This window comes from Nostoc sp. (genome assembly GCF_036917775.1).
In the GTDB taxonomy this organism is placed as follows: domain Bacteria; phylum Cyanobacteriota; class Cyanobacteriia; order Cyanobacteriales; family Nostocaceae; genus Nostoc.
Window position 1 is genome coordinate 1 of the sequence record NZ_JBALEQ010000113.1, and the last position, 13,396, is coordinate 13,396.

The 13,396-nt window shown below is 44.2% G+C and carries 14 protein-coding genes; 9 read left to right on the forward strand and 5 right to left on the reverse strand.

Annotation, left to right across the window (positions count from 1 at the left end; genetic code table 11):
• Nucleotides 1–99: 99 nt before the first annotated feature.
• Nucleotides 100–507 carry an alpha/beta hydrolase family protein gene (locus tag V7K69_RS22640; protein WP_335038462.1) on the forward strand — a complete coding sequence of 136 codons (408 nt, stop codon included), beginning with the start codon at nucleotides 100–102 and terminating at the stop codon, nucleotides 505–507.
• A gap of 105 nt (nucleotides 508–612) precedes the next feature.
• On the opposite strand, the gene V7K69_RS22645 is transcribed toward V7K69_RS22640, so the two are convergent.
• The 5 genes from V7K69_RS22645 to pheS form a co-directional block, all read right to left on the reverse strand.
• On the reverse strand, nucleotides 613–1,272 hold the full coding sequence (locus V7K69_RS22645) for a DUF7003 family protein (RefSeq protein WP_335038464.1): 660 nt from the start codon (nucleotides 1,270–1,272) through the stop codon (nucleotides 613–615).
• Between the two features lie 59 nt (nucleotides 1,273–1,331).
• The gene (locus V7K69_RS22650; protein ID WP_335038466.1) at nucleotides 1,332–1,658 is read right to left on the reverse strand and encodes a DUF4926 domain-containing protein; all 327 of its coding nucleotides are present in this window, start codon (nucleotides 1,656–1,658) and stop codon (nucleotides 1,332–1,334) included.
• Nucleotides 1,655–1,987, reverse strand: a complete 333-nt coding sequence (locus V7K69_RS22655; protein WP_335038467.1) for a DUF6883 domain-containing protein — start codon at nucleotides 1,985–1,987, stop codon at nucleotides 1,655–1,657. Before V7K69_RS22655 ends, V7K69_RS22650 begins: the two co-directional genes overlap by 4 nt.
• An 81-nt stretch (nucleotides 1,988–2,068) precedes the next feature.
• Nucleotides 2,069–2,650 carry a Uma2 family endonuclease gene (locus V7K69_RS22660; protein ID WP_335038468.1) on the reverse strand — a complete coding sequence of 194 codons (582 nt, stop codon included), beginning with the start codon at nucleotides 2,648–2,650 and terminating at the stop codon, nucleotides 2,069–2,071.
• Nucleotides 2,651–2,814: 164 nt separating this feature from the next.
• The gene (pheS, locus tag V7K69_RS22665; protein ID WP_012407694.1) at nucleotides 2,815–3,807 is read right to left on the reverse strand and encodes a phenylalanine--tRNA ligase subunit alpha; all 993 of its coding nucleotides are present in this window, start codon (nucleotides 3,805–3,807) and stop codon (nucleotides 2,815–2,817) included.
• Nucleotides 3,808–4,163: 356 nt separating this feature from the next.
• Between pheS and surE the strand changes: the two genes are divergently transcribed.
• From surE to secA, 8 genes are all read left to right on the forward strand, one after another.
• On the forward strand, nucleotides 4,164–4,961 hold the full coding sequence (gene surE, locus V7K69_RS22670) for a 5'/3'-nucleotidase SurE (protein ID WP_335038742.1): 798 nt from the start codon (nucleotides 4,164–4,166) through the stop codon (nucleotides 4,959–4,961).
• 287 nt (nucleotides 4,962–5,248) lie between these two features.
• Nucleotides 5,249–6,145 (forward strand): MBL fold metallo-hydrolase, encoded by an 897-nt coding sequence (locus V7K69_RS22675; protein ID WP_335038470.1) that lies wholly within the window; start codon nucleotides 5,249–5,251, stop codon nucleotides 6,143–6,145.
• Nucleotides 6,146–6,461: 316 nt separating this feature from the next.
• A complete protein-coding gene (locus V7K69_RS22680) occupies nucleotides 6,462–7,526 on the forward strand; it encodes a bifunctional riboflavin kinase/FAD synthetase (protein ID WP_335038472.1) in 1,065 nt (354 codons plus the stop codon).
• 96 nt (nucleotides 7,527–7,622) lie between these two features.
• On the forward strand, nucleotides 7,623–8,531 hold the full coding sequence (locus V7K69_RS22685; protein ID WP_335038474.1) for an AAA family ATPase: 909 nt from the start codon (nucleotides 7,623–7,625) through the stop codon (nucleotides 8,529–8,531).
• Between the two features lie 181 nt (nucleotides 8,532–8,712).
• Nucleotides 8,713–8,970 (forward strand): type II toxin-antitoxin system RelN family antitoxin, encoded by a 258-nt coding sequence (locus tag V7K69_RS22690; protein WP_335038476.1) that lies wholly within the window; start codon nucleotides 8,713–8,715, stop codon nucleotides 8,968–8,970.
• Between the two features lie 26 nt (nucleotides 8,971–8,996).
• Entirely contained in the window at nucleotides 8,997–9,326 is a 330-nt protein-coding gene (locus V7K69_RS22695; RefSeq protein WP_335038478.1) for a type II toxin-antitoxin system RelE/ParE family toxin, read from the forward strand.
• Between the two features lie 184 nt (nucleotides 9,327–9,510).
• Nucleotides 9,511–10,122, forward strand: coding sequence for a cytochrome C (locus V7K69_RS22700; RefSeq protein ID WP_335038480.1), 612 nt, complete (start codon nucleotides 9,511–9,513; stop codon nucleotides 10,120–10,122).
• A 359-nt stretch (nucleotides 10,123–10,481) separates the two neighbouring features.
• Nucleotides 10,482–13,274 (forward strand): preprotein translocase subunit SecA, encoded by a 2,793-nt coding sequence (gene secA / locus V7K69_RS22705; RefSeq protein WP_335038482.1) that lies wholly within the window; start codon nucleotides 10,482–10,484, stop codon nucleotides 13,272–13,274.
• The last annotated feature ends 122 nt before the right edge of the window (nucleotides 13,275–13,396 follow it).

Sequence of the window (13,396 nt, forward strand, 5' to 3'; positions counted from 1 at the left end):
GTTTAATACCTAAGATTATTCATACTTTTGCTAAGTCTCTGATTAACTCAGCCCTGCTGGGTCATTTTGCATGGCTTAGTCTAAACTCCAGTGGATATTGTGGGGCCAAGTAACCTAATTACGCTGATAGAAACTATACCGCCCTATTGGGAACCGTTGAAGGCAATGCTTTCTCATCGCGTTGGTAATTTAGAGACAGAAGAGGAGTTTCTGAAATCGCGATCGCCTTTATTTTTCGCTGACCGGATTCAAAAACCTTTACTTATCGGTCAAGGTGCAAACGATCCGCGAGTGAAACAATCAGAAAGCGATCAAATTGTCAACGCAATGCAACAAGCTGGTTTACCAGTGCAATATGCACTTTACACAGATGAAGGACATGGTTTTGCCAGACCAGAAAATCGGTTGCACTTTTTTGCGATCGCAGAAGAGTTTCTCGCCAAATACTTAGATGGTAGATTTGAACCTTTGGCAGATATTCCCGGTCATTCAGGAATAGTTAAATAAAGTCTCAAAAGGTGGTTAGTGTTATTCACCGACCACCTTAATTTTTTAATCCAGTAAATACTAAAGTTAAAAGATGTTGGAATATGTAATCCATGTAGCTGTTTGTTAAGATTTCATCCATTTTCGCCAATCAACATTTGGATCTTCACACGGCTTGTAAAAGTTTGGATCGCCTGTAACAAGAACTTTAGCAATCATTTGCATTGACTTAGCATCACTCGGTTGAAAATGCCTATCAGCTTGATGATTCCATCTGAAAACATCTGGATGATGCCAATTGTCTAGTTGGATGACTTGTAATAAATCATTCGACGCAATTAACTGTAGCTCATTTTCAGTCGCTAACATTTTAGTGCGGTACTCAGGTAGTAGGTGAACAAGGAGATCAAAACCAAAATTCCGATGTCGTTGGATTGATTGGGTATCTAAGGTCAAAGCTTCGCCACGAATCTTCAAATGTAAAGCATTTGTATGCTTCCAGTCTTCCTCGTTCTCAATTTCTACTGGAAATAAAGTTTCAACCAGTCCATTTTCTAAGTCTGAACGGTTGCTGAAACCATAGATTGCTAATACAGGTTGGATGCCTGCAAGACCATACCAATTTACGAGTTCCTCGAATACAATAATCCAGTGAGTATCACTGCGAAAACCTGTGATTCGAGCAGATGCCATGTGAAGATTGATGTTAGTAAAACCTGGAAAATCAAGATTTCCATGAGCTTGATCTAAGCACTTTAGGATTTCATCAACTGTGTAAGTTGCCATGCAGCACCTAAAAATAAACATTCAGGACTAGTTAATAGTTTCGACTAACATTCACAGCTTTAAGCACTCTGATGCTCAGACTCTTCTTTTTGCAAGAGAAAATCGAGATAATCTTGTAATTGCAACAGCCTCGCTTCAGATAACTGGCGTAACTTGGCTAAAATCATTTCTTCTTGCTGCCACTGGGCAATGGGGATAATTTGAGATGCTGCTACTTCGACCGTCACATGGGGCAAATCAAACCCTTCCAGACTATACCCGTCCTCTTCCCCTTCAGGCATGGGGTAATGTTCCACAATTGTTGCAACATTCCCTCGCTTCAGGTTGTATTCTGGTAAGTCCTGTGCTAAAACAACTTGGGAGAATAAAGGGTACTGTACCTTCATGAGTTGGCTCCTTGATCTGGCACTAAGGTGACAAATTTGGTTGTATCGTTTGCAACCATCCAAATGGTTAAGATATTTAGTTCAACGCCATTAATCCCTCGCAGACACGCACGAATGGCATACTTTTGCCCATAACGAGTTGTTTCGATCGCCTCGGCAGGTTGCGTTAAAACTTGAGCGCGTAGATCATGTTCGAGTTGTTGCCAGTTATCTATTGTGTAGCCAGCCATAGCCAGAAATTTAGATTTATCGTCTTTTGGCAACGGCACAAGCAGATACTTGGTTAGCTTTTCTTCTGCGATTATTGCATCCTGCGGTAAAAAGGCCATCGGTTCATGGCATGAATTTTGGATAGGAATTATTGACTACATTTTACTCTGGGAGGTTGGTTTTCTGCCTATTTGAGATATTCACAGTTCTCCAGCGTTAAGTACTTGCTGTGCGGTTAGCTGAAATTCTGGGAAAATAGTAGAAGCGATCGCACTATTTCCTATAAATCTGGTTTCTTCATAAAACCCGTCAACTAATATCAGCACGGTAACTGCATTTATTTGTGGATCAACAATCCAATATTCAGCAATTCCCCTTGCGGCATACTCGGAACGTTTGTAGCGATAGTCCCGATCTTCGTTAGCTTTGCCAGGAGAAACAACCTCGACAACTAATGCTGGAGGTGGCATATCCAGGGTAATTGTGGATCGCGTTGCACCTTCAAAGGCTGTTGCAAGTTCATCCGTCAGCACAACTAAGTCAGGAATGCGAGTTGTCGCACGAGAACCAGCAACAACAATTTCAACTTTGTTACTTAACCGATTGACTGGGACGAACTTGAGGAAATTTACCAGTAAAAATAGAGATATCTGGACATTTTTTGGGCTTTCGGGTGGCATAGCAACTAACTCACCTGCCACCAGTTCATACTGGCTATCCGTGCGATCGTCATACTTCAAATATTCTTCAAGTGTTAGATGTTTGGCAGTAATTGCAGTCATATCACGTCAACAGAAGTTACGTATTGATAGTTTACCAAATTCATCAATCCCGATTTATTATTTAAAACCACAGATAATTTATAAGTATTTATCTGTGGTTATATTTTCATCCAATTGACTTTTGTAAGAGATTTAACGCCTGATTATTTAAAGCGATCGCTTCCCTAAAATTGCTGCAAAAACCGCAAATCACTAGCATACAAGCGACGAATATCATCGATTTGATGTAACACCATTGCAAAGCGTTCTACACCAAAACCGGCAGCAAATCCTGTATAAACTTCTGGGTCATAACCTACAGACTTAAGTACATTTGGATCGACCATACCGCAGCCCATCACCTCTAGCCAGCGTCCATTCCACTGCAAATCTACTTCAGCAGATGGTTCAGTAAAGGGGAAATAACTGGCGCGGAAGCGAATAGGTAAATCGCCAAATATTGCTTGTAAAAATACTTTAATTGTGCCTTTGAGGTCTGTAAAAGTTAGTCCCTCATCAATGGCTAAAAGTTCGATTTGATGGAAAACTGCTGAGTGAGTTGCGTCTACATTATCTCGTCGATAAACTCGCCCTGGAGCCACAACCCTAATTGGTGGTTCTTCTCTTTCCATGTAACGAATTTGCACTGACGAGGTATGAGTGCGGAGGAGATTCCCATCTGGCAGGTAGAAGGTATCCTGCATATCACGGGCGGGGTGATCTGGCGGGGTGTTGAGAGCCTCGAAATTATAATAATCTGTTTCCATCTCTGGCCCTTGAGCCACGGTGTAGCCCATACCAACAAAGATATCCAGCGCCCGATCGATAATACCATTGAGGGGATGAATGCGACCTTGGGGGCTGTAAATTCCCGGCATAGTAACATCCAGAGTTTCCGCCTCTAGCTGTACCTGAATTTGAGCCGCTTCGAGGGCGACGCGTTGCTGGTCTAGACTAGTTTGCAGGGATTCTTTGACTGTATTGGCGATCGCTCCAATTTTTGGCCGTTCCTCTGCACTCATTTGCCCCATACTTCGCAACAGTGCCCCCAGTTCCCCTTTTTTACCCAGATAATTAACTCTGAGTTCTTCCAGACGTTCTAAGGTGTCAGCGGCTGCGATCGCTTTTTCTCCTTCTTGCCGCAGTGCTAAAAGTTGAGCTTCTAAATTGCTAGTCATTAGTTATTAGTCATTGGTCATTAGTCATTAGTCTATAGTCAAAAGCTGTGAAGCGGTCGATAAATAAACTTACAGGCAAAGGGCAAACTTCCGCCACAATGTACTGGTGAGTCTAAATGTTTTTTTGGTGCTTGTGACTTCAGACATTGACAAATCGCTAATTACAAATAACTAATAACTAATGACCAATGACCCATATTTCTCTACGAGAGGCTGCGCCCTAAGCGTAGCTAATGCCGCAAGCTTTACGACTACGCGGGGTAGTTGAATCTCGACTCACTTCGACGCCGCTCAGTGCAAGTCGCTCGATTCCCGCGCAGTCGAAACTCAGTACAAATGATCAATGACTAATGACTATGAAATTACTAATTAGCAACGACGACGGCGTTTCTGCTTTGGGGATTCGTACCCTAGCCAACTACTTGGCAGAAGCAGGTCATGATGTTAGTGTGGTTTGCCCAGATCGAGAGCGATCGGCAACTGGACACGGATTAACTCTCCAACAACCCATTCGTGCCGAAATTGTTGAAGGGATTTTTCATCCTGCTATCAAAGCTTGGGCTTGCGATGGTACGCCTTCAGATTGCGTCAAATTGGCGTTGTGGGCTTTGCTAGATACTCCTCCCGATTTAGTTCTCTCTGGCATTAATCAAGGTGCAAATTTAGGAACTGAAATCTTATATTCTGGCACCGTTTCGGCGGCAATGGAAGGTCTAATTGAAGGTATTCCCAGCGTAGCCCTAAGTCTTATTAGTCATACATCTAAAGACTTTCAACCTGCTGCTAAGTTTGCCAAAGTTCTCGTAGACCAGTTAGCCCAAAAACCTCTACCAGATTTAATGTTGCTCAACGTTAATATTCCTGCTGTGAAGTGGGAAGAAATTGCTGGAGTGACACTTACCCGTCAAGGAGTACGGCGTTACATTGATGTGTTTGATAAACGAGTTGATCCTCGTGGAAAAACGTACTATTGGTTGACCGGAGAAGTAGTTGAGGAGGTGGAACCTCCAACTGGATTAAATCTGCCTCAAAATGTACCAACAGACGTGCAAGTTGTACGTAAAAACTACATCAGTATAACCCCGTTACAATACAATCTAACTTACGCAACTGGACTAGAGAAATTGTCTGATTGGGAATTCAATTTTCCCTGAATCATTTGATTTATCAGGACAAAACTGGAGTTATTTAAATGCATCAGAGAAAAATGTAGGCTATAACGTAGGGGCACTCTTGAAATAACCGATACACATTCACCCCAAAAGCTAGAAAATTCTCCCTGCCAGTATTTCATCCACATTTACACAATCAGCCAGAAACAGGGTATGCTGTTTTACCAAGAAATCTTCCCTCTAATACAATCGGTGAGACAGCATAAACTTAGACAATTTAAGTAGTAATTTTTCCAATTATCGCCCGCTCAGTCCAGCAAGCAACACCCATGTCTAGGATAGAGAACCAATTTACCGTACAATTTTGGGGCGTTCGCGGCAGCATCCCCAGCCCAGGGCCACACACCGTTCGCTACGGCGGTAATACCCCTTGCATATCAATGCAAGCGGGCGATAAACGCTTAGTTTTCGATGCTGGTACGGGACTACATGTTTTAGGGCAATCTTGGTTGCGCCAAATGCCGTTAGAAGGTCACATATTTTTTACTCACTCTCACTGGGATCATATGCAGGGTTTTCCCTTCTTTACCCCAGGATTTGTCAAGGGGAATGACTTTCATATCTACGGCGCGATCGCACCTGATGGCTCGACCATAGAGCAGCGCCTTAACGATCAAATGTTACACCCGAACTTTCCCGTACCCTTGCAGATTATGCAAGCCAATTTAAAGTTCTACGACATTCGACCGGGGCAACCAATCCACATCGATGACGTTACCGTAGAAACAGCACCTTTAAACCATCCAGGAGAAGCCGTAGGATACCGTGTAAACTGGCATGGTGGTGCTGCTGCTTATATTACCGATACCGAACATTTTCCTGACCGACTTGATGACAATGTGCTGTGGCTAGCTCGTAATGCTGATATTCTGATCTACGATTCCACCTACACAGATGAAGAATACCACTCCCCAAAAACCCCAAAAATTGGCTGGGGACATTCTACCTGGCAAGAAGCAGTGAAAGTGGCACAAGCTGCTAACGTCAAAACTTTGGTAATTTACCACCACGACCCCGCCCACAATGATGACTTTTTGGATTGTGTAGGGCAACAAGCCTCTGAGAAATTTCCCGGTGCTATTATGGCACGGGAAGGAATGGTACTTCAGATTCCTACCTCAGTAGCCTTATCAGAATCTTTTCCTATTAGTAAGTTTTCTACCTAAAGATTGCGATCGCAGGAATTGGAGATTTTAGATTAGATTGGTGATCAGAAGCTTTCAGCAGTCATTGGTCATTAGTCATTGATCATTGGTCACTTGTACTGAGTTTCGACTGCGCTCAACTACCGCGAACGCGAGTGCGTCTCGTAGAAAAGCCATTGGTGGAGCCTCTCGTAGAGAAGTATTGGTTATTAGCCATTGGTTATTTACAAAAGACAAATGACAAGTTGGTACTAGAAAAGCTGCCCTACTGTCGGCTGTTTACCATAAGGTAGCTTCCTGCTGATAGCTAAAATAAACCTAAAATCTCAGAATCCACGTGCTAAATTTGTCTCAAAATGGGTGTTCTGTGTGGGTTGCTTCTTCGAGCGAAGGGCTGCTAACGCCGACTGCTGTTGCCCTTGGCAAGTTTGATGGTGTTCATCTTGGTCATCAAAGGGTAATTCAACCAGTCTTGCACCCTGGCGATCGCTTGTCAGTAGCCAGTAGTCTCCAGTCAAAGGAAAATCAAGAATATACCTACTCAACAGTTGTCACCTTTGACCCCCATCCACAGGAGTATTTTACGGGGCAACCCCGGACTTTATTAACGCCACTGGATGAAAAAGTCCAACAATTGCGATCGCTTGGGGTAGAACAACTAGTATTACTACCCTTTGACAAAGAATTATCTGCTTTGACCCCCGAAGAATTCGTCCAGAAAATTCTCGTCCAGCAACTGCAATGCCAGCGAATTAGCATCGGGCAGGATTTTTGTTTTGGCGAAAAGCGCAGTGGCACTGCTAAAGATTTGCAATTAATCGCCGCCAAACATAATATCCCCGTTACCATCGTTCCCTTACAAACTTATACAGGTGACTCGCCCACCCAAAGCAGTTGCGTTAGTACTAATCCAACTCAAGATGCCCGCATTAGCACTTCATTGATCCGCCAAACCCTTGAGCAAGGCGACATCGAAAACGCAAATTTACTACTAGGTCGCCCCTATACTCTCTTTGGTGTTGTGGTTCAAGGTCAACAATTGGGTAGAACAATTGGCTTTCCCACCGCCAATCTCCAACTACCAAAAGAAAAGTTTTTGCCCCGCCAGGGAGTTTACGCCGTCCGCGTTTTTACTCTTAGTGAAACCTCAGATGCTTCTTCTAGTAAGAGCTTGGGCGTAATGAACATCGGCAACCGCCCAACTGTAAATGGTACTTATTCATCTGCGGAAGTACATTTATTCAATTGGTCTGGTGATTTGTATGGCAAAAAACTGGCTGTGGAATTAGTTAAATTTTTGCGCCCTGAACAAAAATTTCCTTCTCTAGAAGCCTTAAAAACACAAATTCAACTTGACTCTGTTGTTGCTAAAGAAGTTTTGAGTGCTGAGTGGGAACAATAGATAGGGCATCGGGGATGGGCTGAAAAGGCAAAGGGAAAGAAATTCCTAATCCCCATTCCCCATTCCCCATTCCCCATTCCCCATTCCCCCCGCTCCATGAGAGAAAAAATTGACGCTTTAACACAAAATCTGGCTCTTACCATTGTTGGCAAAGCTGAGGCAATACGCTTAGTGCTAGTAGCCTTCCTCGGTGGTGGTCATGCCCTGCTAGAAGATGTTCCTGGTGTTGGTAAAACCCTGCTCGCTAAATCTCTAGCTCGTTCATTGGATGGTAAGTTTCAACGCCTACAATGTACCCCCGATTTACTGCCAACTGATATTACTGGCACTAACATCTGGAACCCAAAAAGTGGCGAATTTACTTTTCTGACTGGGCCAGTCTTTACCAATATTCTTTTAGCTGACGAAATTAACCGCGCTACACCCCGCACTCAGTCAGCTTTGCTGGAAGTTATGGAAGAACATCAGGTAACAGTTGATGGTGTCTCTCGTCCAGTTCCCCAACCCTTTTTTGTCATCGCTACTCAAAACCCGATCGAGTATCAAGGTACTTTTCCCTTGCCGGAAGCGCAAATGGATCGGTTCATGTTGTCGCTAAGTTTGGGCTATCCTTCGGAGGCAGAAGAACTCCTGATGCTGCAAAATCTCCAAAATGGTGTGAAGGTTGCTGATTTGCAGCCTTGTATTACCTTGGCAGAAGTACAGGAATTGCGTTACATCTGCTCTCAAGTAAAAGTAACAACTTCTTTACAACAGTACATCCTCGAACTGGTACGGGCAACACGCCAAGATGAAGAAATCGCTCTTGGTGTCAGTCCGCGTGGCACATTAGCATTACAACGTGCTGCCCAAGCGCTTGCTTTTCTATTAGGGCGTGATTATGCCATTCCCGATGATGTGAAGTTTCTTGTTCCTCACGTTCTTTGCCATCGCCTTATTCCTAGAGGAGGACGCAACGCTAGAACTGTTGTTGAGCGGTTATTGCGATCGGTTTCTATTCCTTAAAGTCAAAAAGGTAGATAACGGTTGTTTCTATTTTGGTCTAATTGCTTTCTCTGGAAATGCTACTAACAGAATCTGAAATCCAATGCAATCCTGTATTAAAGGAAGGGATAGACTTAAATTCCCTTCTCTTGCTTGGATTTCAAATGTTAGGATCTCCTACAAAATAATAAGATAAAAACAAATGAAAGCGATCGAAGTTATCGGCAGGATTGACTCTCAGGGAAACCTAGTTTTAGATGAGCCGATTCAGGGAACCGCTTATCCTCATCAGGTTCGAGTAATTGTGTTGGTTCCAGAACAGGCAGAGGCAGAAGAGGTTGATCCTGACGATACACCCGTTGAGGAGATTAAAGCCAGCTTGAGAAGAGCCTTGCAGCAAGCAAAAGCGGGGCAAACTAGACCACTTAGTGAGCTATGGGACAGGATTGATGCAGAGTGATAATACGGTTTCAATTCGATTTTCCGATGAGTTTGAGCAGGAACTTTACAGACTATCTATCAAAGAGATTTCGCAATATTCGCGCTGATGTTCAACCAATTATCGAGCAATTACAGCAAGGAAATATTGTCGGTCATCGCATTGCGGGTATCGGTGAGGAGTATATTGTTTACAAAGTGAGAGTTCACAACAGTAGTATCCAAAAAGGTAAGAGTGCTGGATACCGATTAATTTATCAAGTTGAGTCAACTACAAGTATTTTGCTATTAACGATTTATTCCAAGTCTGACCGAGAAGATATTGGTGCAAATGAAATCCGAGATATTGTGGCTGATTTTTCTAGTGAGTCAGATTAAAACTACCAAGATATTTTTTGTTACCTAGTCAATGGTGTGCAACTGCGATCAATCTTAGAGATATATAGACGCAGACCGGCTTACTATTATAAAACTACTTACACAAAATCCGAAACACTACCAATACAGCGTAAGTCCTATGATTAGCACAAGCGCCACTTTTAAATATCTGGGAATGTGAGGAATGTCAATTTTTGTTAAGCGCAAAACCCGCGATGACCTACGCTCCGCCCGAAGCGATGCCTACGGCGGGCTACGCCAACGCAAAACGCTAAATCAAAGTGCCGAACGCGAGTTCAAACGCCAATTTTTCGGTTTACTTCTGGTAATTGTCACGTGGAGCCTAGCTATGGGTTGGCTTCTAGCCTTGGCAACTAACGCCCACAGCGCGACTCCCCCCGTCGAAATTGGCACTGTTGACGTAGTACCTGCACAGTACCAATTGGGGCAAGAGCTGTATTTGGAAAACTGTTCCACCTGCCACATTGCCTTACCACCAGCCGTTTTACCCACCCAAACTTGGAAAAATCTCCTGCAAGACTCGCAGCACTACGGCGCACAACTAAAGCCTTTAGTCGATCCGCCACGTATTTTGGTGTGGAAATATCTTTCAACTTTCTCGCGTGTGCAGCGAGACGACGAAGAAACACCCTATCGCCTCAGTAACTCACGTTATTTCAAAGCTTTACATCCAGGAGTGAAGTTACCACGTCCAGTCCAGCTTGGCAGCTGTGTCAGCTGTCATCCTAGCGCTAGCGACTACAATTTTCGCCGCCTGTCAGCAGAATGGAAATGAGGAGTAGAGACACGATTAATCGCGTCTCTACAGGAGTTAGCCCGGATTTCTCACAATACCGTAGGCAGAGGAGTGTGGGGGGTAAGACTTCTTCCTCATCCTCCCACACCTCCCACACTTCCCCCACTCCCTCTCTGGCCCCATCTGGGGGCAAAATGATACTATGAAGAAAGACTAAATATAAGATAAGAGTTAAAACCAATCAGTTTACTAAATGATTGGCTAGTTTTTCTCCTGTTTTTGAGGTAATTCTCATTTGACACCCATCCACAACCAAGACGGTTGGGTTGGGTTAAATGTTTATAATCAATGCCGAACCTTTAATCCCCATCCCCCTTGATTCAGTTCTATAATCTGCCATGCTAAAACTTTTGTTGGGCGACCCCAACGCTCGTAAGCTTAAAAAATACCAACCTTCTGTTACTGAAATTAACCTTTTAGAGGAAGAAATTAAGGTTCTTTCCGATGAGGAGCTAAAAGGTAAAACTGTCGAATTTAAACAACGACTCGCCAAAGGTGAAGCCCTGGATGACCTTTTGCCAGAAGCTTACGCCGTTGTTCGGGAAGCAGGACGGCGAGTGTTAGGCTTGCGGCACTTTGATGTCCAACTCCTTGGCGGTATCATTTTGCACGTAGGGCAAATTGCCGAAATGAAAACTGGTGAGGGTAAAACGCTCGTAGCAACCTTACCAAGTTATTTAAATGCCCTGACTGGGAAAGGTGTACACGTCATCACCGTGAACGATTACCTGGCTCGTCGGGATGCTGAATGGATGGGACAGGTGCATCGGTTCTTGGGGCTGAGTGTGGGGCTAATCCAGTCAAGTATGACTCCCACTGAACGCCAGAAAAACTACGATTGCGATATCACTTATGTCACCAACAGCGAAGTCGGCTTTGACTACCTGCGGGATAACATGGCGACATCAATGGCAGATGTGGTACAACGCCCGTTCAATTATTGCGTAATTGACGAGGTAGACTCGATTTTAGTTGATGAAGCGCGGACACCTCTGATTATTTCTGGGCAGGTGGAAAGACCTACAGAAAAGTATCTACAAGCTGCTGAAATAGCATCCACACTCAAAAAAGACGAGCATTATGATGTAGATGAAAAAGCTCGTAACGTGCTATTGACAGATGAAGGCTTTGCAGAAGCCGAAAATCTTTTGGGAGTCACAGATTTATTTGACCCAGAAGATCCTTGGGCACACTTCGTTTTCAATGCGATTAAAGCTAAAGAACTTTTTCTCAAGGATGTAAATTACATCGTCCGCAATGGGGAAGTGGTAATTGTAGATGAATTTACTGGTCGGGTGCTACCTGGACGGCGTTGGAGTGATGGTCTACACCAGGCTATTGAAGCTAAAGAACACGAAGAGATTCAGCCAGAAACTCAAACTCTAGCGACAATTACTTATCAAAATCTTTTCTTGCTGTATCCAAAACTCGGCGGAATGACCGGAACAGCAAAAACGGAAGAACCAGAATTTGAAAAAATTTACAAACTGGAAGTTGCGGTAATTCCTACCAACCGCGATCGCAGACGCGAAGACTTATCTGATATGGTCTTTAAGACAGAACCAGGTAAGTGGGGTGCGATCGCCAAAGAATGTGCGGAAATGCACGAACTCGGCAGACCTGTATTAGTGGGAACCACGAGTGTAGAAAAATCCGAACTTCTCAGCCGATTGCTGAAGCAGCTAGAGATTCCTCACGAATTACTCAACGCCAGACCGGAGAACGTCGAGCGGGAAGCGGAAATCGTCGCCCAAGCTGGACGAAAAGGTGCTGTTACTATCGCTACTAACATGGCTGGTAGAGGTACAGACATCATTTTGGGTGGTAACTCCGAATACATGGCACGTTTGAAGCTGCGGGAATACTTCATGCCCCGCATCGTCATGCCAGAAGATGAAGATAGCTTTGGCGTTCAAAGACCAGCCGGATTGCCTACAGGACATGGTGGCGGTCAAGGCTTTGTCCCTGGCAAAAAAGTCAAAACTTGGCGGGCTTCACCAGAAATTTTCCCCACCCAGTTAACAAAAGAAACAGAGAAACTACTTAAAGATGCAGTAGAAATTGCAGTCCGAGAGTATGGCGATCGCAGTTTACCGGAACTCGAAGCTGAAGACAAGGTGGCTGTGGCTGCCGAAAAAGCTCCCATTGACGACCCTGTGATTCTGAAATTGCGGGAAGCTTATAACCGCGTTAAACAGGAATACGAACAATTTACTACCCGCGAACATGATGAGGTCGTGGGAATTGGCGGTTTGCACGTAATTGGTACAGAACGCCACGAATCCCGGCGGATTGATAACCAGTTGCGGGGACGTGCAGGTAGACAAGGCGACCCTGGAACCACGAGATTCTTCCTCAGCTTAGAGGATAACCTACTGCGGATTTTTGGTGGCGATCGCGTTGCTGGGTTAATGAATGCTTTCCAAGTGGAAGAAGATATGCCCATCGAATCTGGGATGCTTACCCGCAGTTTGGAAGGCGCACAGAAAAAAGTCGAAACCTACTACTATGACATCCGTAAGCAGGTATTTGAGTATGACGAGGTGATGAACAATCAACGTCGTGCTATTTACGCTGAACGCCGCCGGGTGTTAGAAGGTCAAGATTTGAAAGAACAGGTAATCAAGTACGCTGAAAAAACGATGGATGACATCGTTGATTACTACATCAACATAGACTTACCCTCGGAAGAGTGGGAGTTAGAAAAGTTGGTTGAGAAAGTCAAAGAATTCGTCTATCTGCTAGCAGACTTGCAGCCAAATCAATTAGAAGATATGACAGTCGGCGAGATTAAAGCCTTCCTCCATGAACAGGTGCGAATTGCTTACGATCTCAAAGAAGCGCAAATTGACCAAGTTCAACCCGGACTGATGCGCCAAGCTGAACGCTTCTTTATTTTGCAACGCATTGATACCCTGTGGCGGGAACACCTGCAACAAATGGATGCCTTACGCGAATCAGTGGGATTACGCGGTTACGGTCAAAAAGACCCGCTAATTGAGTATAAGAGCGAGGGTTACGAACTCTTCTTAGATATGATGGTCAACATCCGTCGAGATGTTGTGTACTCGTTGTTTATGTTCCAGCCGCAGCCACAACAGATGATGCAGCCATCATCAGAGATGGTGTAGATAGAGAATATCTCATGCAGAGACGCAGAGGCGCAGAGGCGTTTTTGCGTCTTTGTTTTTTAAGGCATCTCTCAAAAATATTTTGTTTTCAGGGGTTTGCTGAAATGGGTAAACTGATACTA